This is a genomic window from Myxococcales bacterium (genome assembly GCA_016699535.1).
Classification (GTDB): Bacteria; Myxococcota_A; Polyangia; order Polyangiales.
In genome coordinates this window covers 2,809,376-2,836,224 of record CP064980.1, presented here as the reverse complement: position 1 = coordinate 2,836,224, position 26,849 = coordinate 2,809,376, and the positions used below count along the sequence as shown (strand labels likewise).

At 51.9% G+C, this 26,849-nt stretch carries 22 protein-coding genes and 1 pseudogene; 17 read left to right on the top strand and 6 right to left on the bottom strand.

What is annotated here, in order from left to right:
- Positions 1–83 precede the first annotated feature (83 nt).
- Positions 84–1,187 carry a (Fe-S)-binding protein gene (locus IPJ88_13415; GenBank protein ID QQR89198.1) on the bottom strand — a complete coding sequence of 368 codons (1,104 nt, stop codon included), beginning with the start codon at positions 1,185–1,187 and terminating at the stop codon, positions 84–86.
- Positions 1,188–1,245: 58 nt separating this feature from the next.
- On the opposite strand from IPJ88_13415, the gene IPJ88_13410 reads away from it, so the two are divergent.
- The gene (locus IPJ88_13410; protein ID QQR89197.1) at positions 1,246–1,875 is read left to right on the top strand and encodes an FAD-dependent oxidoreductase; all 630 of its coding nucleotides are present in this window, start codon (positions 1,246–1,248) and stop codon (positions 1,873–1,875) included.
- Positions 1,876–1,946: 71 nt separating this feature from the next.
- Here the strand turns inward: IPJ88_13410 and rsmA are convergent, their stop codons facing one another.
- Both rsmA and IPJ88_13400 read right to left on the bottom strand, forming a co-directional pair.
- Positions 1,947–2,810 carry a ribosomal RNA small subunit methyltransferase A gene (gene rsmA / locus IPJ88_13405; GenBank protein QQR89196.1) on the bottom strand — a complete coding sequence of 288 codons (864 nt, stop codon included), beginning with the start codon at positions 2,808–2,810 and terminating at the stop codon, positions 1,947–1,949.
- A 337-nt stretch (positions 2,811–3,147) separates the two neighbouring features.
- A complete protein-coding gene (locus IPJ88_13400) occupies positions 3,148–3,999 on the bottom strand; it encodes an SDR family oxidoreductase (protein QQR89195.1) in 852 nt (283 codons plus the stop codon).
- Between the two features lie 155 nt (positions 4,000–4,154).
- Between IPJ88_13400 and IPJ88_13395 the strand changes: the two genes are divergently transcribed.
- The 6 genes from IPJ88_13395 (at position 4,155) to IPJ88_13370 (ending at position 10,889) form a co-directional block, all read left to right on the top strand.
- Positions 4,155–5,351: a serine/threonine protein kinase gene (locus tag IPJ88_13395; protein ID QQR89194.1), complete on the top strand. Its 1,197-nt coding sequence runs from the start codon at positions 4,155–4,157 to the stop codon at positions 5,349–5,351.
- Positions 5,352–5,525: 174 nt separating this feature from the next.
- The gene (locus IPJ88_13390) at positions 5,526–8,456 is read left to right on the top strand and encodes a protein kinase (GenBank protein QQR89193.1); all 2,931 of its coding nucleotides are present in this window, start codon (positions 5,526–5,528) and stop codon (positions 8,454–8,456) included.
- The gene (locus tag IPJ88_13385; protein ID QQR89192.1) at positions 8,426–9,679 is read left to right on the top strand and encodes a GAF domain-containing protein; all 1,254 of its coding nucleotides are present in this window, start codon (positions 8,426–8,428) and stop codon (positions 9,677–9,679) included. The genes IPJ88_13390 and IPJ88_13385 overlap by 31 nt, the downstream gene beginning before the upstream one ends.
- Positions 9,680–9,698: 19 nt before the next feature.
- Positions 9,699–9,998, top strand: coding sequence for a sigma-54 factor interaction domain-containing protein (locus IPJ88_13380; protein ID QQR89191.1), 300 nt, complete (start codon positions 9,699–9,701; stop codon positions 9,996–9,998).
- 45 nt (positions 9,999–10,043) lie between these two features.
- The gene (locus IPJ88_13375) at positions 10,044–10,550 is read left to right on the top strand and encodes a sigma 54-interacting transcriptional regulator (GenBank protein ID QQR89190.1); all 507 of its coding nucleotides are present in this window, start codon (positions 10,044–10,046) and stop codon (positions 10,548–10,550) included.
- A 135-nt stretch (positions 10,551–10,685) separates the two neighbouring features.
- On the top strand, positions 10,686–10,889 hold the full coding sequence (locus tag IPJ88_13370) for a hypothetical protein (protein QQR89189.1): 204 nt from the start codon (positions 10,686–10,688) through the stop codon (positions 10,887–10,889).
- On the opposite strand, the gene IPJ88_13365 is transcribed toward IPJ88_13370, so the two are convergent.
- Complete coding sequence (locus tag IPJ88_13365) at positions 10,859–11,917, bottom strand: LysM peptidoglycan-binding domain-containing protein (GenBank protein QQR89188.1); 1,059 nt, start codon at positions 11,915–11,917, stop codon at positions 10,859–10,861. The genes IPJ88_13370 and IPJ88_13365 overlap by 31 nt on opposite strands.
- Positions 11,918–12,465: 548 nt before the next feature.
- Here IPJ88_13365 and IPJ88_13360 point away from each other — a divergent pair.
- From IPJ88_13360 to IPJ88_13325, 8 genes and pseudogenes are all read left to right on the top strand, one after another.
- Positions 12,466–12,645: a helix-turn-helix transcriptional regulator gene (locus IPJ88_13360; GenBank protein QQR92042.1), complete on the top strand. Its 180-nt coding sequence runs from the start codon at positions 12,466–12,468 to the stop codon at positions 12,643–12,645.
- 10 nt (positions 12,646–12,655) lie between these two features.
- A pseudogene (gene pilM, locus IPJ88_13355) lies at positions 12,656–13,706 on the top strand (type IV pilus assembly protein PilM).
- The gene (locus IPJ88_13350; protein ID QQR89187.1) at positions 13,703–14,350 is read left to right on the top strand and encodes a PilN domain-containing protein; all 648 of its coding nucleotides are present in this window, start codon (positions 13,703–13,705) and stop codon (positions 14,348–14,350) included. The pseudogene pilM and the gene IPJ88_13350 overlap by 4 nt, the downstream one beginning before the upstream one ends.
- Positions 14,350–14,967 carry a type 4a pilus biogenesis protein PilO gene (gene pilO, locus IPJ88_13345; GenBank protein QQR89186.1) on the top strand — a complete coding sequence of 206 codons (618 nt, stop codon included), beginning with the start codon at positions 14,350–14,352 and terminating at the stop codon, positions 14,965–14,967. Before IPJ88_13350 ends, pilO begins: the two co-directional genes overlap by 1 nt.
- A complete protein-coding gene (locus IPJ88_13340) occupies positions 14,964–15,587 on the top strand; it encodes a hypothetical protein (protein ID QQR89185.1) in 624 nt (207 codons plus the stop codon). The genes pilO and IPJ88_13340 overlap by 4 nt, the downstream gene beginning before the upstream one ends.
- A gap of 160 nt (positions 15,588–15,747) precedes the next feature.
- Entirely contained in the window at positions 15,748–16,254 is a 507-nt protein-coding gene (locus IPJ88_13335) for a hypothetical protein (protein QQR89184.1), read from the top strand.
- 164 nt (positions 16,255–16,418) lie between these two features.
- Entirely contained in the window at positions 16,419–17,951 is a 1,533-nt protein-coding gene (gene pilQ / locus IPJ88_13330) for a type IV pilus secretin PilQ (protein ID QQR92041.1), read from the top strand.
- Between the two features lie 141 nt (positions 17,952–18,092).
- Positions 18,093–18,830 (top strand): hypothetical protein, encoded by a 738-nt coding sequence (locus tag IPJ88_13325; GenBank protein QQR89183.1) that lies wholly within the window; start codon positions 18,093–18,095, stop codon positions 18,828–18,830.
- Positions 18,831–18,877: 47 nt separating this feature from the next.
- On the opposite strand, the gene IPJ88_13320 is transcribed toward IPJ88_13325, so the two are convergent.
- Both IPJ88_13320 and IPJ88_13315 read right to left on the bottom strand, forming a co-directional pair.
- Positions 18,878–23,263, bottom strand: a complete 4,386-nt coding sequence (locus tag IPJ88_13320) for a hypothetical protein (protein ID QQR89182.1) — start codon at positions 23,261–23,263, stop codon at positions 18,878–18,880.
- Positions 23,264–23,273: 10 nt separating this feature from the next.
- Entirely contained in the window at positions 23,274–24,047 is a 774-nt protein-coding gene (locus tag IPJ88_13315; GenBank protein QQR89181.1) for a class II glutamine amidotransferase, read from the bottom strand.
- Between the two features lie 49 nt (positions 24,048–24,096).
- Here IPJ88_13315 and IPJ88_13310 point away from each other — a divergent pair, with 49 nt between their 5' ends.
- On the top strand, positions 24,097–25,947 hold the full coding sequence (locus tag IPJ88_13310) for a hypothetical protein (GenBank protein QQR89180.1): 1,851 nt from the start codon (positions 24,097–24,099) through the stop codon (positions 25,945–25,947).
- Entirely contained in the window at positions 25,937–26,821 is an 885-nt protein-coding gene (locus IPJ88_13305) for a hypothetical protein (GenBank protein ID QQR89179.1), read from the top strand. Before IPJ88_13310 ends, IPJ88_13305 begins: the two co-directional genes overlap by 11 nt.
- Positions 26,822–26,849 lie beyond the last annotated feature (28 nt).

Sequence of the window (26,849 nt, the reverse complement as noted above, 5' to 3'; positions counted from 1 at the left end):
AATAGCTAAAAAAGCAAGCTGCGTCGTGTTTTCTGCACTGGTATCCCTCGCTCGAGCGCAGGGGATCAAACATTGTTGTCTTCTTAGCTAAAATCAAGTTCTTTTCGGTAACGAAGGGACTTGGCCACAAAGCTGCCAAAGTCACTTGCGACTGTAGTGCCAGCTTGCTGGTTGAGCGAGGCGACCGTGCTCGGGCAGCAGTGAACGAGTTGCTCACCGGATTGCAATCCAAGTTCGGATATTAGCTCTTTGTTTAGTTTTTGGTGGATATCAGGATGGCTCGCGGGAAATTGGCCACAACTCCCAGCGCAAAGGTGAGAGTCTCCGATAGGTTTCGATTCATTGACGGGACGGTCCAGTATTTTAGATAAGACCGCACGCGGCTCGTTGAAAATCCCGAGCCCTCGGCTAAGTCGGCATGCATCATGGTAGTGCACCGATGCCGAAGTGCCAAGCGAAGTGAAGAGGTTGAGTTTGGCAAAACACAGTTCGCTTACGTGATGCAAGCTGCTTTGGTGCGTGATACCGAACTGGGGCGCCAATTTGAGCAGCGCGTGCAGACAGCTTGGGTCTTGGAAATAACTCACCCCAAAGTTGTTGAGAGGCTCGAGGAAAAGAGTGGCCTGTTTGCGGAACCCGTCAATGTCGCCACTTTCAAGCAATGGCAAGCCACAACATCGAGCGGATAGGATCTGCGGCGGCTGCTCACAAAGCGAAGCTACGAGTTCAGCATTGTCGCGAGCATTTTGAACATTGCTTCGAACGGATGCACACCCAGGGACAAAGGCCACGGAACTTTTCTCTGTGGTATAAGGTCCGAAGTTTTTCTGTTCTTGTGCTTTGAGTTGTTGTTGCCGCTCTTCGAAGGAATCAACGAGGGCAAGGATGCGCTTGGGAGCTCCTTTGCTTTTCAATGATTGTTCTCGTGCGGTGTACAGAGCTGCTGGAACAGCGTTGCCGTGTCGGCAATGCTCTGTGCAACGCATGCATCCTGTGCATGCATACCAGGCTGCTTGGGTCTCTTCTGAAGGAAGCGTTTCCGATTCGAGTGCGCGGCCAGCACTACGCATCAAGGCCCAGGGGCTCAAACTTTCGTTTCCCTCGACGGTAGAGACTGGGCAACTATACGAACAAAGCTTTGGACAGTAGTTGCAGTATGTGAAATCGCGGGCAAATTTAGCGAGCATGGTATACTCCGCACATAACACTGTGCGTGGTTTGCGCAGCATAGACCAAGAAAGACTGATGAAAAAGCTCCGAAAAGTATCCTTGTCCTCTACGCAAGCCCTTAGCGCAACCGTTGATTTATTCAGTTTTTTGGATTCGCAGCCCGAAAGCTTTGAGTACCGCGCCGGTCAGTGGATCGCTCCGGTCCTTGCTGACAAGGCCAGCGCGTTTTCTCTTGCTACAGCGCCTGGCGAAAAAGATCGTGGCGCCTTTGATATCGCGGTAAAAAAAGGGCCAGCGCAGGATCTACTACGGCAGATGCCAAGGGCCAGCACGCTTGAGGTTTTGGGCCCTGAAGGCGATTTCATTTATGAAGATGAAATCGGCCCGGTCTTGTTCGTGGGTACTGGAACTGGCGTCGCAGCATTGCGTTCGATGATCATGTATCGCTATTCCGACACCGGTTGCGGTGGACAGTCCGTATTGCTCGTCGGACACCGACGCCAGGACGACATGCTCTGGGCCAGTGATTTTTTAGCGCTCGAGTCGAAGCATGGAGGGTTTCAATACTGTCCGACACTGAGCTCTGAAGCGAAGAGCTGGAACGGATTAGAAGGGCGTATTCAAAAACATCTACCGAAGATGCTTGAAGCACGCCGCTGGTCTAAAATCTATATATGCGGGCACTTGATATGGTTGATGAGCTGAGATCGCTTTTGGTTTTAGAGCACGGTCTTGATGCGAAGTCGCTTCGCTTTGAGGGCTGGACTCAGGGTGGTTTATGACGATTCTGCAATGGGTTTGTCTTGAAAGGTTTGCAACGCTCTGCTGAGCTTTGCAAACTCATCGACGCTCAGCGTTTCCCCCCGTCGGCGAGGGTCGATTTGACACGCTTCCAGAGCCGCATCGATAGCGGATACCGACTGAGGAAACTTGCCTCGAAGCGCTGTTCGAAGGGTCTTGCGCCGCGCATCGAACGAGGCGCGTACCACCGCCCGAAACATCGTGTGTTCCTTGGCCACTTCATTGTCTCTTGGCCACAGCTCGATTACCGCACTCGTTACTTTGGGAGGCGGATGAAAGGAGCCTGGCTTAACTGTGAACGCGTATTCAACGTGAAAGAGGTTATTGACGAAGACCGTGAGTGCTCCATAGCTTTTGGTTCCGACTGGTGCATTGAGGCGCATGGCCACTTCTTTTTGCACCATAAAGACGGCATGCGAGATCGTTGTATAGTGCTCGCATAAATGACGAAAAATCTGTCCCGTCACTGCGTATGGCAAGTTGCCAGCAAGATGAAGCGCTGCGCCAAAGCGTGCCTGAAGGGCTGGATAATCGACAGCGGTTGCGTCGCCTCTTTGAACTTCAAGTTGCTCTTCTCCCTCGAACTCTTTACTCAGTACATTGAGCATGTTGGGGTCAGCTTCAATCGCGAGCACGCAACATTTGCGATTAAGCAAGGCTCGCGTCAGTGTTCCTAAGCCAGGGCCAAATTCGACCACGTTCATGTTGGGCTCTTTGGCGACGAGCGCCGCGATCCCTTCGACGATATGCGGAGAGACTAAGAAATTTTGCGACAAACGCTTGCTGGGTTCTAAATTGAATTCGCGAAGGACTTTTCGTGGATCTCTCCAGCGCAACATGTAAAAGCCTTTCCAGTCTCACTGAACATAGTATGCTTAAGATCAATAATTCCGATAGACTGCTTGTAGGAGAGCATCCTACGCCTTGGCAACTGCGAAAGCTGCATTATACTTAATAATAGGTGAGAAAGATTTTGGCGAAGAATAGGCCCAGACGATATACTTAGAAATACGAGGCTAGAAAATGCTTCCCCCATTTATTATCGACCAAATCAGACAACGCGAAGAAAAAGAACGGTCAAAACCCCTGGAAAGGGTTTTGGAGTTGCCGTTGCCTATGCCTCGTGAGCGCGAAAAGCCTAAAGACGATAGTGACCGAGGAGTTGTCATTATTGATCTAGGCGCTTGAGTTGAGCGCATCAAACACCTTTGCTGAATATTGCTCGTCAGCGAGTCCTTCTTCGCGGCAAAGCACTCCTTTGTTTTGAAGCATGCGGAAGCCGTACAATCGGTTGCCCGTGACGCCAAGAATCTCACCGTTTATTTCAGCAGCAGCGTCGCTGAGAAAAAACAAAATAGCACGCGCTACGGAAGCTGTGCTTAGATTTTGGCTCGGGCGCAAGGCAGGGTTTGGGTGCTCAGCCATAGCCGGTGTGTACGCTGTTGGCGCAATTGCGTTCAACAGAACACCGTGACGAGCGAGTCCAGGCGCTGCGCTCCGGACAAAAGCGTTCAAGCCAGCGGCAGCTGCGCAACCGTGACTTTCATTCGTTGGCCCTCGCCAAAAAACGCTAGACGTAAGAAGCACGACTTTACCTTGCTGTTCATGGCTTTTGCAATGCTCCAAATACGCCAAGGTCCAATCGATTGGCGCTCTAAGGTTTACTCGAAGCATCGCGTCTAGATGGCTGCTTTGAAGATGGGCTACGTTACGCTCCTGTGCGATCCCCGCACAAAAGATGACGCCGTCTGTTGTTCCGAAATGCGCTTGATTCTGTGAAAACGCCTCGTGGCGCAAACGCTCATCGCAAACATCGTAAGCATGAGCAACGGCTCTGCCACCTGTTTTGTTGATTTGGCGAGCAAGCGCCTGCACTGCACTGGGGTTGGGGCGATCACCATAACGATCTGTCCCTAAGTCGATGAGCGTCAAGCAAGCGCCTTGTTTTGCAAGCTCCAGGCTTAGTTGCGAGCCGATTCCGCCGGCAGCGCCCGTAATGATAAAGCTTTTGTTCAAAAAACCAGACACCTCGCAATGCTACGCGCTCGCGTTGTGATTGCAAAGTGCTGAAGGGACAAGCGTGGTGATGGCTGGGTTGGCGGCCTGGATCATGTGCGCTGTAGTGTGGTGGTGATACTGCGTAGAGCTTGTCAAAACAGTGCGGGGGCAAGTACCCTGTAGTTATGCAAGTGAAGCATTTTGGCCGTTACGAGTTGCTACGCAAAGTTGCCATGGGGGGGATGGCCGAAATTTTCATTGCCCTGCAGCGCGGTCGTTCGGGCTTTAAGAAAGAGGTCATCGTAAAGCGACTTTTTCGCCACCTTGCCGACGACAAACGTGTGCTCCAACTTTTCAAAAACGAAGCACAACTTCTAGCTTCGTTGGACCACCCAGGCATCCCTCAGGTCTACGATTTCGGAATCGCAGATGGCCAGTGGTACATGGTGATGGAACGTGTCCGGGGTTTTAGCGTGGCCGAGCTTGTAGATGTCTTACATCAGCAACAAAAGGCTCTGCCTTTGGAATCGGCGCTTTCTGTCGTGATTCAGGCAGCGGATGCGCTGCATTTTGCTCACGAAAATGGCAGTGTTTTGGGAGGGGCAAGTGGCATCGTTCATCGCGACGTCACGCCTCAAAATTTAATGTTGGGGCGACATGGTCATCTCAAGGTTCTTGATTTTGGAGTGGCCCAAACAAGCGAGGGCACCGGTACTCAGTCTGGCGTCGTAACGGGTACCTATGCCTATATGCCTCCTGAGCAAATTCAAGGCCGGCGCCTTGACAGGCGAGCCGATGTGTTTGCTTTAGGCGTCGTTTTATTTGAGCTTGCGACGCATACGCGTTTGTTTCCTGGTACTGATTTGGAAGTCATGACCGCCGTAGTCGAACAGGATGCTCCGCGGCCCAGTGAACGTGTGGCTAATTTCGACCCTGACCTTGAGGCGATTTTGATGGCTTCCTTAGAGCGCGAGCGGATGAAGCGCACGCAGCACGCACGCCTGCTCGCAGACCAGCTCGAGGAATTCGCGGCTAAGAAGGGTTACGTTGTAACGCCGGTGAGAGTGTCGCGCTTTTTAAAAAGCGTCTCTGAATGGCTTCCTGACGACGATACTCGCTTCGAGAAGCTTGCTCCTGGACAGATCCTTGATGGTTTTGGCGATGGCACGGGATCTGGTAGTGGGAGCGAATCGATACAGAGTTTTGATGATGAGTCGCTTTTGGAAGACATCAAGTTGCTATCGTCTCCCTTAGGTTCGGCCTCGTCGCGTCCGCTCGCAGTTAAAGAGCGTACCGAGCGGTCCAATCGATTCCCTTACGACGCCTTATCGGTGGATCTCGGCGAAGCGAGGGGCGATAAAGACCGTGATCCAGAGAGCTAGGAAGAACATTGTCCGGAAATTACATGGACAAAATTAAGTGAGCCATGAAATATGGCGCGTTTTGGCAGTGTTTCTTTCCAAATTTTGGGCAACATGGCACATGTTTTGCCATCATGTGCCACTTAGTCGCCGTGTCGTGCCACGCTGTGCCGTTGTTGTGCTAGGATCCAAGTAATGGATTTGCCGCCACGCTACAGTTTTCGCAATGAACTCGGAGAAGGTTCCGGCGGCCTGGTCTGCGTGGCCTATGACAAAGTGCTCGGACACAATGTTGCGCTGAAAACCTGTCCACAGCTGAATCATGAGCAGGTAGCGGCAATCGCCTCGGAGTTTTCATTGCTCTCTCATCTGTCTATTTCTGGGGTAGGCAGGGTCTTTGATTTTGGCTTCCTGCGCGATGAGCGTCAGAAAAACGCAAAGGTGTTTTTTACGCGGGAGTTCGTGAAAGGCACGCCTCTGAGTACCTTGGCCGAGAGGAGGGTGTCCATGGAAGATGCCTGCACGTGGATTCACGCGCTTTGCAAGCCACTGCAAGAGCTTCATCAAGCAGGAATCATTCACGGCGATCTAAAGCCCGAGAATATTATCATCGACGATGCAGGTCATCCTTGGTTGATCGACTTTGGCCTCTCGCGCTTTGAGCACACAACTCCAACTGAAGGCATCAGTGGCACGATTCCCTATCTACCTCCCGAAGTCATTGAGGGGCAGGCGGGGCTAAACAAAAACTCCGATGTCTATGCCTTAAGTCTCATGCTTGTTGAGCTGGTCATTGGTAAACAATTGTTTCGGGCTGAGACGCTGAGAGATATTCTGGATCAAAAAAGGCAGCTAACGCAGCAGAAGCTGCTTTCGCTGTGCAACACCGAGACTCAACGAAAACTTTTGAAGTGTGCATTCCGAGGCGTTCAAAGCGATTCGGATGGGCGTTTCCCCAGCCCCAAAGAACTCGGAAAAGGGCTTGAAAACAGCATGGCGGTCCATGGATTGAGCCAATCGGCTAAGACGGATTTTTTGCCGCCCAAAAATGTCGGCCGTGATAATGACGTGCAGGAGCTTCTCGACTGTCTCGCGAACGAAAGCGGCACACGTCACAATGCGCAGCGTCGTTTCCTTTACGTGGCCGAGAAGGGTGGCGGCAAGACGGCTTTCCTTTCTGAACTGAAGTGGCGTTTGCAATTGAGCGCTCATACCGTTCTTATGATCTCTGCCGGTAAAGAACGTGGCCTTAGTTCGCTTGAATCGCTGCTGCTTCAGGCTCGAGGTTTTCTAAATGAAGCTGAAAGAAACAGCGGAGCCCCGGGGAGCGGTGGGGCAAGCCCTGCATTGGGAGCCGAACTTGTTGATGTTTTGGAGCGCTTGGTAGCGCAACAAAGCGTGGTCGTTCTGATCGATGATGTGCTGGCTCTGGAACCTTTTGTTCTGGAAATGTTGCGGTCTTTTTTCTACGGGCCAGCTCTGTCGAAGGGCTTTTTGGTTGCGACTTCGGCTCGCACTGAGCGCCTTCAAAACTCTTTTGTTTTTGATCGTGAAATAGAACTTGAGTCTCTTAGCGTCGTGCAGATTCAGGCGCTACTGAATCGATGCTTCGATCGCGAGGATGAAGCGTTGTCAGAAGCCGTAGCTGCTCGCACCAACGGTGTGCCCGGCATGGTGGTTGGTGTTCTAGAGCAGATTTACAAAAACCCAGATATCGCCGCACGCGATGTTTATGGTCTTGAGTTGGGTGAGCAGGATAAAGAGCGCATCCAGAAGAAGTTTTTGCAGGTTAGTGAGCTCGGAAGGAAAGCTGTTTTGGCTCTAGCGCTAACGGGATCGAAAATCCCAACGGCAGTCATGTGCGCGTATCTTAGGGTAGCAAGCGAGGAGACTCTTCGGAGCCGGCTTGAAAGCGAGCTTGGCCATCACGGCATTTTGAAAATCCAAGGCGGTGCGCTTCAGCTAAACGATGCGCACTGGGCAAGGCTTGTCTTAAGGTACGCGCCTTTAGACGAAACGAAAAAGGCTGCCTTAGCGCTCCTTGAAATCTTTGCCCAACAAAGCGGACACGAGTTTCAAAAAGCTAGTTTAGCTGTGCATAGCTGCGACCTTCGACAGATCGAGATTTATTTGGACAAAGGCTTCCTCAAAGCACAAGAAGACAACGCAAAACTGATTGCCGCCGAACTCATGGGAAAAGCTCTTGCTGTGCTCGCCGACGAAGGTACTGAGCGAGCGATGGTCTACAGTGCTCTGCTCATCGAGTTGGGAGAGTACGGAAAAGCCGAAAAGTGTCTTGAAAACTATCTCAATACATCGGCAGAGCGGAAGGACGAAGGCGAGTTGTTGCTTTGTAAGGTGTACGTCAACCAAGGCAAGTTTGACGATGCATTGAAGCTCATCGATTCCATCCCCAAACTTTCTGACACTGCGGCAGCCGAGCTTGCCGTGTTGCGATCTCAGATCTATCTCAACACCGGCGAGTACCGTCGACTGATTCGCTTTGCAGAAGAAACGATTGAGAGCAATCCCCCCGCTGGGAAGTTGTTTTCCGAAATTCTCGCTTTGCAAGGAATGGCTTACGATTACACGGGTGACAAGTCTTCAGCGCTTCGCTGTTACCAAAGCGCTCTCGATGCTGCCGAAAAGCTGAGCGATGATTCCCTTAAAGCGAAACTCCTAAACTATATTGCGATCACCAAGCAACGACAGGGAGATTTTGATGCGGCGCGAAACTTGTTTCATCGAAGTCTTTCGGCGATCAAGGCTAGCAATGATTTCGGACTGAGAGCGGTGTTTCTGCTAAATGTCGGTGTCGTGGAGTTTCTGACGACGCGTTATCAGGCTGCTGATCTAAGTTATCGAGATGCCATCCTAAATGCCCGGCGCGCGGGAAAAATCTCAACCGACATCATGGCTAGCGTGAATCTTGGGCACTTTTTGTTGTTCGCAGGAATGCTTGAGCAGGCCAAACAGCTTTTGTTAGAGCAAGCAAAGCGCTCAGAGCGCTACGAGTTGTGGCGCGTTCGAGGACAGGCCCTTGCTTTGCTTGCTGAAGTGTTTGCCAGACAAGATCAAAAAGAGCAGGCAGCAGAGTGTTTTCTGAGGCGCTTGCTTTGTATCTGAAACTAGAACATCGCCGAGAGTACGTCGAAACCTTACTCGATATCGTGGAGTGCGAGCTGCGCATGCAAAGCGTGTTCGGTACATGGGACCAACAAGCTCTGCTCGATGAGGCTGAGGCTATTGCGCAGACCGATACCTTGGACGACCTGCTTCCGCGCTTGCTCTGGCTGAAAACTTACCGAACGCGGGACATGGCGCCAGAGCAAAAGCTTTTGACGGCGATGGAGGTCGCGGTGGTAGCAGCGCGCGCGAAGGGTGATTTGGAATACGTGTGGCGTTTGGAATGGCTGCGAGGCGAGTTTTTAGACAAAGGCGGCAACCCACAAGCCGCCGAAGCTGCTTTTTCCGCAGCGTATCGTGTCTTGGCTCAAATGCGTGAAAACCTCCCGCACGAGATGCAAGACGGTTTTTTGCAAGAAAAATTCAGGCATCAACTCTGGCTCAGGGTGGGCGGACAGAAAGCTGCGCAGTCCACCATGCGCGAGCACTCCAACTTAGACAAATCGGAAGGGGTTGAAGATATGATTGAAAAACGTCGTGTCAGTTTTTTGTTTGAAATCGTGCGACGAATCATCGCGGAAGATGACCTCGCGCGCTTGCTTGAAAGAGTGGTCGAAGGAGCTTTGAATTTCTTTGAGGCCGAACGCGGTATGATTCTGTTGTTGAACCAGGCAGGCGAGCTGGAGCCCAAAATCGTTTCCCAGGTTTCAGCTCCGTCGGATACCGAATTTAGCCGCTCTATCGCCGAAGCCGTCCTGATTGACAACGAAGCCATTGTGACCTTGGATGCTCGAAATGATACGCGTTTGACGTCCTATCGTTCGGTCCATCGCCTTATGTTGAAATCGGTAGCCTGTCTTCCCATTCGCGGACAGAAGGAGACGATTGGCGTGCTGTATCTCGAGCATCGTTCTGCGCAAGGACGCTTTGCTGAAACCGACCTCGCGCTTCTCCTTGCTTTTGCAGATCAAGCTGCGCTGGCTATCGAAAAAGCGCAGTGGGCGCAGGCGATGCGAGAGCGTGGCAAAGAATTGCAGCGGCTGAATGATGCGCTGAGCAGGGCGGCGGAAGAGAAGGAGAAACTTTTGCACGCGCGCGAGGAGGAGCTCGGGCTCATTCGCAAGGAGCTTAAGGCAGCATCAAAACGTCTGCATGATGAGAACGAATTTTGTGGGATTGTCGGTCAGACCGCACCGATGCGTATGCTTTTTCGAGCAGATTGAACGGGTAGCGAAAACAAACGTGTCTGTGGTGATTCACGGCGAGAGCGGTACCGGCAAGGAGCTCGTTGCACGAGCGATTCATGCGATGAGTCCGCGCAGTCATCAGCCTTTTGTAGCCATCAATTGTGCGGCGCTCCCCGAGCAGCTCCTAGAGGCCGAACTCTTTGGTCACGCGAACGGGGCCTTTACGGGAGCCAGCCATGATCGCGTGGGCCTTCTGAGCATCGCAAGCGAAGGAACCTTGTTTTTGGACGAAGTTGGCGACATGCCTCCCAGAATGCAGGCTGCGTTGTTGCGTGTTCTGCAGGAGGGTACTTAGTTTGCCATTGGCTCGGAAGAGCTTCGTCGTTGCAATACCCGAATCGTGGCGGCGTCCAATCGTTCGTTGGCTAATCTAGTGCGAGAGGGAGCGTTTCGCGAGGATCTTTTTTATCGTTTGAATGTCGTGACGCTAGAGATCCCTGCCTTACGTGAGCGCAAGAGCGACATTCCTCTTATCGTCGATCGCTTTATTAGCGAGCACCGTAACGACAAAGGAATCGATGGGATTCAGGTCGAAAGCAAGGCCATGGATAAACTTTTGAACTACGATTCGCCAGGTAACGTTCGGCAGTTGCAAAACGCCGTGCTTACCGCGCTTGTTCTGGGCGATAGCAGCGTTTTAAAAGCTGACGATTTTGATCTGCGCGGACCCGGGCAACCGAGCGAAGGTCACGATTCGGGCAAAGCACAAATGCTATCGCCGGAAGCCTCTGAAAATGAGTTTAGACAGAGCGAGAAAGACAAAAATTCTAGCAGCTCTAAAAGATTGCGGTTGGAATCGGGCCGCTGCCGCGCGCGATCTGGGCATGCCGCGACGCACGTTCTATAGACGCCTAAAAGAATACGACATCCACTGACCTCAGCGGTGTGTCAAGCTGTGCCAAGCCCAATCGGGGCTACTGAAAAGTACAAACGTTTCCGTCCATTGCTAGGTGGCATGTTTTATGCACTACTGTATGACACCATGAAGCGTCGAATCCTAATCGCTTTTAAGCTCGCGTGCCTAATCGTTCTCCTTCCCGTCTTTGGGTGCACCGGCGTGCCTCAACCACAGCCACCTGGGGCTCCGGGCTCTGATGCTTCGGTGACTGATTCGAGTTCGGATAGTGGAACCCAAACCCCAGGGCTAGATGGCGGCTATGTTGATGCCGGCGCTGACGCTTCTTGAGCGCTGCTGTTGGGTTGTGTTGGCGCTACCTTTTCATCGTCACTAGCGTCATCGTCGTTTACTTCTGCCGACTCGTTGCTTTGTGGCTCGGAGTGCCCGTCGTGCTCGCTGTTGCTACCAGCAAGCACCGGTGGTGGGTAGCCTGAACGCTGGATCTTGGGCGCCTGACCTGGGCCCGACCAATCCACCCAATAGGCGTTCTTTTTTCGAACATCCAAGTGCACGAATGAACTACGGGGATAGTAACCGACACCTACCGAAGACAAGCTACGGAGGTAGTCACGCACGGCTTGGTTGGACACGCCCTGGACCTTGAAATCAATCGCCCGACCTTTAGTGTGACGGCTTTCATCCGATGTGTAGCCGCCCGGCCTTCGATAACCACTGACGACGATGATGGTGCGACCGCCAAAGTGGTCGGAAACTTGAGTGAGAAGTCGCACGAGACGGGGGTGGGGGAGGTGTTTCTTTTTCGAGCCACGCTCTTGAAGCAGGTTGGCCAGCAATCGTCGGGCTACGGGACGGACACTTCCTCCTTGGTTCAGGGGGCGTAAGCGCAATCGCTTTTTTGTGGCCACGCGATACAAGGTGATGCGTCCAGCATTTTTGGGGAGCCCCCACTTTGAGACAGCGCGTGCAATCGCTTTGTGACCCGGTAAAACAAGACGCTGTCCGACCTTGATCGTTGAGTTGGCTTTGATACGGTTTGCTTTTGCGAGCTTTTCAACCGATACATCGTGGTTTTTTGCAATCACGCTCAGGCTTTGCCCAGGCTGCACGTAAATGATGCCCGGTTGCGGAACGCGAAGGACTGCGCCTTGACGCAGGGCGTGGTCTTGATCGATGTTGTTGGCGCCAGCAAGTGCACCGACGCTGATGCGATATTTTCTTGCTATGCTGCTTAAGGTTTGCCCCGAACGAACAAGATGCTCACGTTCAGCGTGTGCATTTCCGCCAATCAGCGAAGTCGCCCCAAAAAGCAAAACAGCGATCAAGCAACAAATTCTTGTGGGTCGAAAGGTTTTCATGGAAATTCTGCCGCTAGTGCTCGGGTTGGAAAGTATTGAGCCGAGATCGTAAAGTGAAGGTGTGAGATGTAAGGAAGAAAACTGCAGTAATATCGCGAATATTTCAAGGCTTTCTGACGCAGCAGCTCGCCCCTTCACTGTGGCGAGACGGATCAATCCTTTCCGATCAGAGCGCTAGTATGGATTGCAACGGGAATTCGTCAACATCTCACGCAAAAAAGGCCAAAGTTGTGTTTTCGAGAGAAAATAACAGCAGGCATGTAAATTCTCGCTAATATTATGTACGTTATGGTATAGTTATGTTTCGATTAAACGATAATCCAATTAATTCTTGACCTCAGGGCCTGTCGGGCCTAAGTCCGATTCAAACGAGTAGTCTGGTGGATAAGGTTGGGGCATCGCATGGTGGGTAGCGAAAACGATACGGATGATAACACTGTCGGCCACGGTGCGTCCGATACATCTGAGCCTGCATCAGAGCCTACGGAAGCCGCTAAATTAATCTCCAAAAGCGTGGTGCCCCCAAGAAGAAGAACAACGTGAGAAAGATGCGTATTGAGCGAATGGTTTCAAAAGCGGAGCTTGCTCGTCGCGCAAATCTTTCCGTCCTGACCATCGACCGTGTAGAAAAGGGTTACGGATGTAGGATGGACACTAAACGGAAAATTCTGGAAGCTTTGGGCCTATCCCTTGCAGACGCCAAGCACGTGTTTGGCGAAGAGGAGTAATAACGCACCGATGTCTGAGGGAAAAAACCTAGTTGGTGTCGACATCGGATCGAGTTCAATCAAAGTGTGCGAACTGAAGGAGGGTCGTGGCGGAAGCCTAAGTCTTGTCCGCTTTGGTTATCATCCGTTGCCTCCGCAGACTATCGTTGATGGCCACGTCATGAACGCTGGCGCAATTGTCGAAGGCCTTGAAAAGCTTTTTTACAAATCTCGGCGACGCGATATCGCCCTACGCATCAGTGGGCACAGTGTAATTATCAAAAAGATCAGCATGCCCTACATGACAGCTGATGAGCTTTCTGAACAAATCAATGGGAAGCGGAGCAGTACATTCCTTTTGATTTAGCGGACGTACAGATAGACTATCAGGTTCTTCAAGAGCAACAGGAAAGCGGTCAGATGGACGTGCTTTTGGTTGCGGCGAAGCGCGAGGAGATTGGCGATTTAACCAACTGGCTTATGAGGCGCGCTTGAAGCCGAAAGTTGTCGACCTTGATGCGTTCACCGTTCAAAATTGTTTTGAGGCCTCCTTTGGAGAATTGCCCGCTGGTCAGACGATTGTGCTCTTGCACATTGGAGCATCGATAGCCACACTCAACGTGGTTTCAAACGGCATCACAACCTTTACGCGTGATATCACCTCAGGGGGGAATACGATTACTTCTGAGATCCAACGTCAGCTTGGATGTGGTTTCGAAGAAGCTGAGGATTTTAAATGTGGGAATGTCGAGGGCGGTATCCCTCCGCAAGTGGCGGATATTGTGCGGGCTAGCGCTCAGGGGCTCGCTGGCGAAGTTCAGCGTTCGATCGATTTCTTTCTGGCAACCAGCGGAGAGCGGCATATCGATAAAATCTATGCTTCGGGTGGCACCTCTCGCGTGCGGCCTTTGCTTGAAGCTATTGCAGCAGGGAGTCGTGTTCCTGTCGAACTTCTGGATCCTCTTCGCGTGGCAAGTCCGGATCCGAAGTCTGTCGATCTGCAAGAGCTGCAAGTCCGTGTAAGCCAAATACCTGTTGCGGTGGGGCTTTCCTTGCGTAAGGACAAGGAGAAGTCGTCATGATCCGCATCAATCTGCTGCCGCAAGCAGTACGAGCAACTTCTGCGGGAGCAAGTGGCCAAGCGTGGGCGGTGGTCTATGGTGCAGTTGCGGCTGTTTGGTGCATCGTTCTGCTGGTCGTCTACCTTATTGGCAATAACGAACTCGAAGAGCTTGAGACACGCAACAACGATTTGTCTCAAAAAATCGATACGCTCAAGCAACAAAGCGCTGACCTTGAGACGCTCAAAGAAAAGCTTGCAAAGAGCCAAGAGCTTGAGGAAGTCGTCGATGGCTTGCAACGTGCTCGGCTGGGACCAACAAATATAATGTTGGAGTTATCCCGCATTTTGAGCCATGGCGGAGGCCCTACAGTCGACAAAGAAGTGCTCGAGAAAATGCGCGAGGAAAATCCTCTAGCTGGGTATTCTCCCAAATGGGACGGGCGACGTCTTTGGCTTACTGGTTTTTCTGAAGAGGATCGAGAATGTACGCTTCGTGGTTTAGGCAAGACAAATGAAGACATCGCGGAGTTCTTGCGTCGTTTAGCAATTTCCGAGTTTTTTGAAGAAGTCACTTTGCAAAAGAGTCAAATGGATCGTTCGTCAAATTCAAAGAATGACGTGGACATGATAGGCTTTACTGTAACGTGTAGGGTGAAATACTGATGGCGATTGATGCAAAAAGTTTTGCGAAGTTGCCCTTCGCCGGAAAAGTCGGCGTGCTCGGCATTATCATCGCTTTGCTTAGTTTGGCGTTTTACTTTTCGCTTTACATGAGCGTCTCCAGTGACATTGGTGACGCAGAGCAGAAGTATCAATCGCTTCAAAAAGACCTGCGCGTGGCTGAAGAGCAGCGAAAAGAATACATCGCGCTCCGTGAGAAGGTGACGGAGCGTGAGGCCGTCGATCGGCGAAACTTACGCATTCTGCCGGAAAAATCAGAAATCCCGGCGTTCTTGCAGGATCTGAACCGAGTGGCTGAGTTAAGCGGGCTGAAAATCCTTTTGGTTGAACCACGCCCAGAAGAGGACTCTGAGCATTATATTCGAGTTCCCATAGGCATTCAGCTTCAGGGGCGCTACCACCAGTTGGCCAAGTTTTTCTATCATATTGGCCGTTTGGAGCGAGCCATCAACATGGAGAACATTAGTCTCAAGGAGCCTTCCGCGAAAAACGACGAAATGATTTTGCGCGCAGATGCTCTTGCTACGACCTTCCGTAGGCTTCCTCCTCCGGAGGCGGCGGCGCCAGCTGAAGCTGCCGCTGCGCAGGGGGGTAAATGACTTTGGGTTGGAGCACACGGAACGCCGGTATTCATAGCTATCGAGTGGCTTTTATCGCATTGTCCATTTCCTTTGGGTTGTCCTGTGGTGGCGAAGATACCGTGGATCGGCAAGGTCTTGGCGGGGGTGCCGACGAAGGCAAAAGTAGCGATTTAGACGGAGAGAACGCCGGAAAGCAAAAGGCGGTGATTGAGTTTTCCGATGATATGTTCGTCGAAACTGAAGAGAACCGCGATCCGTTCCGGACCTTTTTCGATATCTTTCAGACCAAGGTGATGGATCAGCCTCAACGAGAGGTCATGATGTCAAACGTAAGCCTTGATCAGATGCGTTTGACAGCGATCATCAGTGGTGTACCAAGTCCTCGTGCTCTGATTGTTGCACCGACAGGCGTTGGATACATTGTGCAGCGTGGAGACTTTTTGGGCCGACCCGAAGTATTGCAAGTTGATTCAGATAGTCCCCCACTTGTACTCAATTGGCGTGTGAGTCGCGTTCGCGGCGCCGATCCCAAAACAGGTCAAGTTGGACAGGTGGTGCTTACACGTGAAAATCCTATGGCACCGAATCAGCCGCCGCTTTCTCGGATTTTAGCGCTTGCTTCCGATGAAAATGATTAAGTCATGTTTTGCTTGAATAGCGAGATAGTTCTTCTTGGCACGGATCTAACTGTATTGAAAATAAGCAGCTCCAGTGTATCGAATGGTTGTTGAGTCGCCGGTTTTTTGCTTCATTTGCTTTAGGATCGGAACATGCAACTAACCAGTTGAAAGGGGCTTCATGCGGCTACGGCGCGTTACCTACCTTGTGTTCTTTGTTTTAACTTTGTCTTCGATTGCATACACCGAAGCAAGCAAGTCATCTTTAAAAAGAAAAGCTTCTGTCGATGTTGAAGCTGCTGGAGAGCAAACGCAAGCAACGTTGAGCATCCGTGGCCAGTTCAATGTGCCGAACTACAACATTCGAGCGTCCAATGGTGCAAAACATGTTGTGGTTGAAGTCATTGGCGCGCAGCTCTCTGAAAACGGTCTCGCTGTTACAGGTGATCACAGTCTTATTGTTAGTACGACAAGCAGTACTGCTGCGAACGGTGTGCAAGTCTCGATCGATACTGCGGTTCCCGTAACCTACCATGCGACAAGTCATCGCGGAAAAATCGAAGTCGTACTTAGGGAAAAGGACTGGCCAATAAACAGCCACTCTCCAAAGCAACGAAGCGCAATGGTCCGCTCAAACTTGAATCAGTGCAAATCGAGCGACGAGATGGCCGCGAACGGTTGGTCTTAGAACTCTCGGGGGAAGCCGAGTTTCGGGTAGCGCCTGACGTAAATGGAAAAGCTCGTTTGGAACTGCCTGGCGTTTTGCTTTATGCGCATGCTCCCAAGAAAGTGGAAGGGCCGCGCGATTTTGTCATTCAAACAGTTGAAGTGCGTAGTAAGCCGGGGATAACGATGGTGGAAGTGCAGCGTAATGGCTTGGCAAGTACGACCGCTATTCGTGAAGGCAATCGAATCGTCTGGCTTTTCGCTCCTCCTTACGCGAACGAAGCCCCGCAACGACGATCACGCGTTATCGGCAAAACAAGCGAGGATCGTAAAGCGGAAAGTGTCGATAGCGACCAAGCTGCTGGTTTTTCGACGCCGGTCCCGATGCAGATCAGCGCAAACAAGCGCAAACAGTACGCGGGTCGCAAAATCGATCTCGATTTTAAGGACGCTGACATTCACAATATCCTTCGTTTGCTCGCGGAGGTTGGCAGCGTCAACGTGATTACAAGTGACGATGTGACGGGAACAGTCACCATTCGAATGAGAAACGTTCCGTGGGATCAAGCGCTTGAATTGATTTTGCAATCCAAAAGTTTGGGCATGGTGCGCCGTGGCAACATCATTCGTGTAGCTCCGCTGTCGACGCTTGAGAAAGAAGCTGAGCTTGCGCTGGCACGCAGCAAACAGCGCGAGCAACTTGCTCCCTTGGAGACACGTTTGGTTCCGGTAAGCTATGCCACGGCTAGCGATTTGCAGGCGCGAGTCAAAGAGCTTTTGAGTGAGCGCGGTAGCGCGTCTGTGGACGAGCGAACAAACGTACTCGTGGTGCGCGACCTCGTTGAAAACCTGCAAGAGGTCGAAGCGCTTGTGCGAAGTCTCGATACTCAGACACCGCAGGTTTTAGTTGAGGCGCGCATTGTCGAGGCAACCAGTCAGTACTCAAAAGACGTAGGTATTCAATGGGGTGGTGACGTTTCCATGTCATCGGCGACAGGAAACCCAACCGGTTTGGTTTTTCCGTCGGATCTTACCGCTGCAGGCGGTAACTACTCGCCAGGGCAGTCGCAGACACAAGGTCTTTCACCTTTTTCTTCACGGGTTGCTACCCCAAACTATGCGGTCAATTTACCTGATGCGGTCGGTGACGGCCAAGGTGGTGCGCTTGGTCTGGCCTTTGGCAGCCTTGATGGAAACTTCAATATTAATATTCGCCTGAGCGCTGCTGAAGCAAGCGGTGTTGTTCGGATCGTTAGCTCCCCGAAGATACTTACTTTGGACAATCATCTGGCGCACATCGCACAAGGAACGCTCATTCCCTATTCACAGACCAGTGCTCAGGGCGTGCAGACGGCTTTCCAAGAAGCCAAGTTGCAGCTTGAAGTGCGCCCGCATGTAACAAGTGATGGCTCGGTGGCCATGCATGTTAAATTGACCCGTGATGAGCCGGATTTCACCCGGACTGGTGCTCGTGGTGATCCCTCTATTTTGAAGCGTGAGGCCGAAACGGATCTTTTACTCGACGATGGTCACACAGCGGTAATCGGTGGTATTTTCACGCGAAACACCGGTCGTAACGTGGATCAGGTGCCTTTTTTTGGGGACATTCCCATACTTGGCTTGCTCTTTCAGCGGCGTCGGGTGCGTGATGAACGAAACGAATTGCTAATTTTCCTTACCCCAAGAATTGTGAACCGTAGTGAAGCTTTGCGCCTATAAACTGCTAGTTTTCGGGAAGGGACAATTGTCCAGACGGTTTAGAACTGGCGTAACTCCAAAACAGCCGTTAAACTTCGTATAGGTGGATAACATGACAAAAATGTGGGAGTCTTGTGTGCGTTGTGCCTAGCCAGTTTGGTAGTGAGTTGCGCCGACCAAACTCCAGCGGTCTTTATTACTTCAAATATCAAACCCGCTGATGATTGCACCGTGGCGATTGGTGGGTTGCGGCTGTACAGCGGACGAATCGATACGGGGCTAGCCCAGGCCTATCCAGGCGAAACAAGCGCTTACAGCATTTACCCGGTATTCCAAAGCCAGTTGCTCGCACGGGCATCACAGACCCCGTTAAAGCCAGATCCGAATGGCTTTATTGTGCAAGGAGCGGAAATTGAACTGCTGGCACCCGATGGTAGCCCGTTATTGATGCCATCCGGTGCGCCAAACCCTTATACAATTACCACGACAGAGCCCACCTTTATTCCGTCAAGTTCTGATGGCGCAGGCGTTCAGCAGTCTGGATCGATGGAGATTATTCCGGCTTCCTACGTTGAAGATTTGGATACGCTGGTGCAGCAAATTGGTTCCTTCACACTCACCGCAATTGTAAAGGCTTTCGGCGAGACAACGGGTGGCAAAGACATTGATATGAACGCGTGGAATTGGCCGATTTCAGTCGTCCGTTTAAGCGGGGCAAGTGTCTCTTTTCTTGGAGCGGATGATACCGAGTTTCCTGGTCCCTGCGATAGCACGGACTCTCCCGAGTTCTTGCTTTGTAAGCCCTTGGGCATGGACGATGTTGCAGACTGTCGGTACTGCCGCGATTCGCCGAATGCTGCGGTGCGCTCTTGCTGCCGTGACGGCAGCTGTGGCGACTGAAATCATCAAAGCAGTTCAATGATGGCTACATCAAGGGTCTGGTTTGTTCACGGTATAGTGAACAGTTCTGCAAGCTCGGGTGAAAACGCAAAGCGGATGAGGGTTTGCATGGAACTGTTTTGTTTGCAAATCGATTGAAAGCCTTCCTCGGTTGCGAGGCTTAATGGGCTGAAGCTTGAATCAAAACTGGCGAGAGCTTCGATAGCGACGCGCAATGAGCCGCTTACGAGTAGGCCTGCACGTAGCGCGGAATCAAACGCGGCTTGCCTAAAGCTAGAAAAGTTGGGGAGCTCTGGAGTTTGAGCCATGGTTTTGCGCATCCAATCTTGGTCTTTTTTCGGCATGGTTTCCCACAGCTCTGCTCCAAGTTTGGCCGCATTTTTAGATGGGGCTCGTGTGCGGGTATCACCGAAGGCTGCATGCAGAGCTTCAATAAGCGCATCGCCCTCATGGCTATCGAGTGTAGCAAACAAAACCAATGCTGGTGACGTGAGCTGCAGGTTGTATGCCATGCGAAAAACAAGCCTCTGCTCGGAGAGGTCCAAATGCGGTCCAAACATGATCGCGGGTTTAGCGGTAGCAATGACCTTAAGTTCATCGGCCCCTGGGTGTTTTCGGTACAGCGCTGGTTGCTCCGTTCGAAGTACGCGATTGCCCGTCATGTATGCTCGACCCAGGGTGATGGGTGCATCCAGAGGAGAAAGGCGGTCGCTTTCTTTTAATTGATAGAGCGCCAAGGGTTTACGAAATACTGGATTTGCAGCAAGCCACAAACGCTCGAAAATCGGGGCATGGCGCTGGAACTCTGCGGAGGTCAGTAGTTCAAACGAATCAAAATCTTTGCTTAGCCACTCCGACGAGATGGCGCTGGGCGCTTGCGTCTCATTGGAGTAAAAAGAGCGCATGTGCTCCGCCATGCTCGCATAAAAGCGGAAATGAGGGCGGTTAGTCTGCTGTAGCAAGGCGGGCAGCGCGCTAGTTTGCCAAGGAGACGTTTGTAACAACTCCAAGGCATCAGAGCTTAGGTTTTCAGAAGCGGGCTGGCTGCTCGCCTTTGTATCGGGACGATCCTTTTTTGGCAACGGTAGATCCAGTTGCAGACTATTCATTAAGGCTTCGAGCCATTCAGGGGGGCGTCCGTCGGGACTCAAGCATGCTTTGGCGTAGCGCATCATTGTGGCTTTGCATGTGTCAGAGCGTTCAAGCTCCCATGCTTTTGCCGCAAATTCAGTGGCCGTTTGAGGGGAATTGAGGTGATCAAACGAAAGCTGAGCCGCATGACGATAGCACTGGGCCCGTTCGGCATCCGGTAAAGGCGACTCGGCCAGAGTTATGTTGCTCTTCACCGACAGCTCGAAGTTTCCTGTGCTTTCGGCGGTGCGACATAGTGAAAAGAAGATGATGCCGGGGGCCGGCTTTTCCTCGAAAGCGGTCCGGTAGGCGTTGAGCGCAAGGGCTAACGCACCAGCAAGCTCAAACCAACGTCCCGCGCGGTAGTAGATAGCGCGTCGACCGTGGCGCCCTAAAGCTTGACGAGCAAAAGCATCGAACACTTTTTGGGCTTGCGCGACAGCGTCCGTTTTTAAGGCCAATCGCTCAAAAGTAGGCAAAAGCACGCTTTGTCCACTGTCGAGCAAGGCGTCTGCAACAAAGCGTAGAGCTTGAGCCCCATCTTGCAAGTCCTCTTCGGCTATTTTAGCAGCCTGTAAAGAACAGCGAATAAAGAGATCGCGATCATCTTTGCCTGCATCAAGAAGAAGCTTGATGGCATCATTGGCGCGCTTCATCGTGACAAGCGTGCCCGCTGCTATGAATAGCGCTGCAGGAAAACGTTCTCGATCGGCTATGATTTCAGAAAGGAACTGTTCGGCCTCTTGAGTGTCGTGTTCTACCCGGTATGCGATAGCGATTAAATCAAGCAAGCATTCCCACTTTTCTTCCGGACGGGAAGCGTGATTCATGCGGAGCGCATACAAGGCTTTTAGTCTTGAGTAGCGGCCGGAATTGACTAGCAACTCTTCAAGACGGTTAAAAGCGATTTTGTTGGTTGGCTCGAGCGCTAAAACTCTTAAGAGCGCTCGCATCTCGCCAACAAAGCGTTTCTTCTGACGGTGAAAATCTGCGATTCGAAGCAGGGCTTCGGCACGGTCTTCTCCTTGCATGTCATTGAGGCCATGCTCGAGCGTGGTCAGACTAAAGTCATCCGCTCCAGGCGCGCGACGAAGGTCTTCGAGCGTGTTGCCCAAGCCTTTATCGTCGGTATTAAACAGGTGTCCTACGACATGGAAGGCTTGTTCGGCCACACGCAAAGCTGCGCCGACCGACCCGATGCGCAAAAGGCGCTGTAAGGTGAGGCGGAGAGCGTCGAGCGTTGCTGGATGGAGGAATACGGAGTCGAGTACATCAAATGCTGCTTGGCAAATCGGTCCGGTGTTTCGAGTTTCACATCGTGCAAGCAAACGAACGAGCGCTGCACCCGGATCAAGCGGTGTGATGTGAAACCAGGTGTCTGCCACTTCACGCATGACCGCATGATCCGATACTCGGTTTGCGACTTCAGCGATGGCGGCCAAAATAGGCGGGGCGTCACCAAAGACATGTCTTACTTCCAAAAATCGCTCAAGCTGTTTGTGATCGTCACTGCTGCGAATGTCTTTGCCCGAAAAAATTTCGGCAATAACGATAGAAAGACGAGAGACTGAGCTGTTTTTGTCGTCTGGTGTGTGTTGTAGCCAAAACCACTGCGAGATGATCTCAGCGGCGTCTTTTTTGTCTAGGCTGTTGAGTAGCGCAACATAGCTTTGAAGAATCCGTTCACTCGTAGGGCAGACTTGCAGACCCCAACAAAGCAAGGCTAAGGCTCGTTCACTGTGCGAAGAGGCCCATAAAACAGCCGCTTTGCATGTAGCGAGTGAGAAGGATTCGACATCGTCAACCGTGCCGCTAAGAGCCAAGGCTCGTGCTTGCAGTTCGTATATTTCCGGATCGGAAGGGCAGCTCTGTGCCAGTTCGCGCAAGGCTTCCAAAGCCAATTCGGAATTGGAAACGCGTAATGCTGCAAAACTTAGCAAGTGAAGCGCGGCGACACGTTGTTCCGCTTTGGCGTGCCCGACAGCTGCCTTTGCATAGGCCAACGAGAGCTCGCGCTCTGCCAGCGACTGGGCAATGTTGATAGCAGACTCACTTGCCTCGATGTTTGAAGGATCAGCGGCGACGGCTTCGCGGTAAGCTCGAAGAGCTTCGGTAGGGCTTTTAAGGGTGTGTATCCAGATGTGTCCGATGCGTTGCCACAACTCTGAGATTTCGTGAGCTTGCAGCCGAGATGTGGATTTACCGCTAAGTTTGCTTTCAATCTCTTCGAGGGGGTCGTCCAGTCGAATGCTAGGTTCCGGGAATTCACGAAGATAGATCGACGTTTGAGCGCCTTCACCCGGCGAAGGCGGGGCTTGGCGAACAGGCCCTTTGCGGGGTGCGGCGCCAAAAGGACGCAAGGTATCTTTGCGCGGCTCTTCCGCTCGAGAGCTTGCGAGGTTTGGCTCTTTAGGCAAAGGAGGAGGAACGCGTTGTTCGCCCAATGAAAAGGGTTGCGTTTCTTCGCCCTTCTCAGAGCTCGTTGCTTTCGTTTGCTCCGGAGCGTCTTCCTTGGGAGTGATTCGGGGATCAAAGGTAAGGAGATCGATTTCCTGAGTGATACCTTCGGATAGCTTGCTGGCTGGCTGGTAGGTATGTGTTCGAGTTCGGGCTCGTGGGTCGCTCTTTTTGCTCGCGTTCGAGGGATTGGAACGCTTGGTGTAACTGATTTCGATGAGCTTCGCTTTAAGTAACGCTGCAAAGCGTGGTGTTGCCGCTGGGTTTCGTTGCAACGCATCCATGACGGTCGAAGCGGGATCGGGTTCCTCTAAGGTTGCCCATTTTCGAGCTTGCTCAGTAAGAGGGTTGTCGGTCCATTTCCAAAGACTGTTTGCGCTACGTCCTATCTCGTCGGCAAGTTCATCTTGTGCGTCGTTCTTCAGTGCATCAAGTAGCAGATAGATAAGCTTCGTTTTGCACTCTGTGGGCGAAGGCGGGGCATAGGGCGTAAAGGAACTTTCGTCATCAGCTTCTGAAAGACCCAGGCGTAGGCGATGCAGCCACAACGCTCGCCAGGTGTCTTTGATGGTCGATTCGAGGTCATGGTGTTGGCTGATCGCTTCTGCAAAGGAGAGCGCATATTGTTTGGCTTGCTCACGAATGCGTTCAATGCGCTGCGGTGATAAACGGGAGGTCTCAAAGAGAAAACGCTCAAAATCGATGTCGTTTGAGCTGCCCTCGACATTGGAGACTTCGCCTTGCCTAAGCACAATGCGGCGTCCGCCTACGACAATACTTCCTGTTGCCTTGCGCGCGGCAAGGTCAAGGAGAGTACCAACAGTAGTGTCTATCGTTTGCGTCAAGGAATAACTCTCAGAGCGGGTGGATTTCGGTGGACAAGTCGCGTTTGACTGAAAGCACGGTGTTCTCAAGGAGCTTGGTATATCCTGGCGGGATTTGCGTAAGTGGTCCACTGATTAGCACATGACCGGATGGCTTGCGGTCATTGTCTGGTTGGACCAACGCCCGATAAGCAAGCATATCACCATGGCTAAGAGCAAACATCTGTCTGCCATTCGTCAAAACGAAACTAAGACTTTGGGTGTCCTGATTTAATACCTCGGTCATTCCTTCCAAAGTTTGCCGGATGGATGTGAGAACATCAAAAGCATCCACATCAAAGCGATCCAATAGATTGTGTCCGTGCATCGAAGCCAAGAGCAGGTGAAAGAAAAGCTCGCTGTCGGTATCTCCCCGCAGGTTTCGCTTAATAAAATCCGGTAAGGTTTCTTGCAGCTGATCGTGCACCGCATCAAGACGCCTAACATTGCCAACGTGTGCAAAGGACCAACGCCTAAAACGAAAAGGCTGGGTGTTTTCAATTCGAAAGTTTTCGGAGTAGGGCACGCGAACTTGTGCAAGCAAGCATTCGCTTTTAACGTCTGCGGCAAGATCACGCCAATCAAGGTCTTCGGTGCTTGCTTCAGGGCGCTTTTTATGGAGGATTTCATCGCCTTGATAAAAGGCAATGCCCCATGCTGCCTTTTGGGAGTTCATCTCAATGCGCGTAATAGTGTCGCACTCCGCGCTAAGCACTTGTGCCCACGTTTGCGCACCTTTACCCATAAAACCAAGTATTCGACCCATCGTCTAAGAAATATAATACTAAGCGTGCAATGTTACGAGAAGTTGGTGCATGACAAAGGCAATAAACTTCATAAAACGCTGGACTGCCTCGTGTTGTGCAGTGCTTTTCGCCATCCTATGCTGGGGAGTGGTGCCGCAAACGGTTTTTGCCGAAAAAAACACGCAATATCATACTGTTGCAAATGTTTCCTTAGGCGAGCGTACGCTTTTTGCGACGACGAGCATCATCGCGCAACTCAATGAAACACAAAGCGAGCTTCGTTTTTGGCTTTATGCGGATCGCTTGAAAAAATCGCCTCAGGCGATGGACGAAATAAGCGCACGCTGGATCTACCCAGGTGAGGAGTCTTTAGGCGGAATTCAGATCACCGAAGTCCGTATTGACGGGCAAAAGCGCCGCGTAAGCATTGAAAGGACGAATCCAAAGTCAGCCCAAGCTCTCGATGTGCACGGCTCTGAGGCGCTTGTTCGTTTTCCAGAAGGCCTTCGCACAGGCACACATCGGATTGATATAAAGTATAAGCTCAGGCTGCCAGAGCGTTTTGGTCGTCTGGGTATGGCGCGCGATTCACTAAGTTTGCTTGGGCCTTGGTATCCCTTGCTTGTTCAGCAAGGCTCGCCCTTCGATAGCGCATCGATTCACCGTGTCGATGTGCAGTTAAAAGAGCAGGGTTGGATATGGAGCCCGAAAAAGAGTAGTGCACAGCGGCTTTCGCTCGAAACCGGTGGCCCCTACATTCCTTTGCAACTAAGCGATGAGCAGTGCTTGCAGCACACACGGAGCGGAGCAACGCAGATTGCACTTCACTCGAGGGACTGCGTGTATGAGTCCCCCTCCGCGGATCGCCGTAACGAGTTCGGTTTAGACGATCTTGTCGCGGTTAAAAGCCTGGAATTGCTCCAAAAGAACCTAAGACAAGTGCGCCTTACGCTCGCGGCTTTTGGCTTGCCTGTGCCCGAAACCTTTCCAATGACCGTGGGTCATTCGCGGACCGAACTTGCGGCAACGGTGCCTGGTGGTGTGATTATTTCGGATCGCTTGTTTCAGATTTTTCCGATTCAAGCGATGCGTGCGTTTCACGAGCGAGCCTTGCGCGGCGCGATGTTTGAATATGCTGCGAATCTCTGGCTCAAGGAATTTGTGCCGGCTTGCGATTTGGCGGTCAATCAGGAGTTGCTTGCAGGCATTCTTAGTGATCTCAACGAAGCACGTGAGCATCAAAAAAAACGTAGTCCTCGGGATTTGGTTGGCTTTGCGGCCTTTCATCCCGCCGTCGATCAATTGCTCTACGCGCCGCAAGTTGCCTTCGACGACGTCTTTTTTTGGCAAAACACCACGGATCATTTTCGTGATAAACCGACACGCGCCTATCGCAACATCGCCCAAGGACGGCGTATTCTTGAGCATCTTCGGGATGTGTTATCCGTGCAAGAACAAGAGCGGTTTAATAGGGCGATGCTTGACGGCCATCACAGCATTCGGCAAGCGCTTCGCGAGATAAAACCGGTTGCTTTAGGCTATCTTCCAGATTGGTTTGATGGTCCAAACAGGCCCGTCAACTACCGTCTTGGCAAATGGCGTTCACGGTCGCTTGGCAAGGGAAAAGGATATGTCCATGAGATTGAAGTGTTTCGAGACGGAGCTCTGTTTCGCGAAGTCGTTACGGTGCAAGCCGTCGATGAAGACGGAAAAGTTCTGCGCGGCACTTGGGACGAGCGAAAAAAGCGTGGTGTGGTGATATTGCATAGCGATGCGCCACTTGATGAAGTTGAAATTGATCCAGACATGCGTCTGGTGCAAAGCGCTGCGGTAGCAGACGGGCACCCGCGAGCCGACGATGCATCGAACCATGCGTTCAGACCGCCGCTCTTGCAAGCCTTCGGTCTCAATGTTTTTTAACCAATTTCGCGTGACAGGTTTTGTCGATTTTGCGATTCGCAAGCGCTACAACATTGATGAAGCAGTGGCCTTTGGCTTGAGCACTTCCTTCGCATCGAGCGGAGGTTCAGTACGCTATGTGCAAGGCTTCGGACCCAAAGTCCATACCAACCGCCGCATCGGCTCTGCCTACGTGGGGATGGGTTTTTCACGTTTGCACAGTGGTTTTGGCGATGGCGGCCAAGGCGGTTGGAGCGGCTCACTTAATGTCGGCGCAAACCTCAATTCCATCCGTTATCTTGTTGATCCGCGAACGGGGCATTCCCTGGGTCTTGGTTTGTCTCTTTCGGGGGTGGAAAAAGATTCGGGCGGTTTCGGAGCGACCTTTAGCGCTGGGAGCAGAGGCAATTTGACCATTCCAATGGGTCTACGCAACGTGCTTGTGCTGGTGGGCGGCGTGGGTGTGTCGGTGCATCCGGTGCTCGATGCTGACCGGCAAGCTCTGGGTGGTCGCTTTTTGCTGCGTGCGTTTGAGCCCGATGAGCTGCTCGGTGATGGTCGAGCTTACGCCGTTGCTGAACACCGCTATACCTTACTGACGGACCAAGCGTGGAATGCATTGCACCTTGCTTGGATTCGCGAGCTTCAGGTCGCAGCGTTTGCTGGAGGAGGCTTGGTCTTTAACGACGTGCGCACGGGAAGCCTAAGTAGCGCAGCTGAGGCTGGGCTTGGCGTACGCTTTCAGTTCGAATACGGCGGTCTGCAGCCTGGCGTTCTGAGTTTAGACCTCGCCTTTCCACTTTACCGTCAACATCCGTATGTCTACAACAACGGCGATATCGTACGGCAGCGGCAGCCGGTTGGTTTTTATCTATCATTTGACCAGTTTTTCTAGCTTTACCGGTCTTTGTGTTACAGGATCT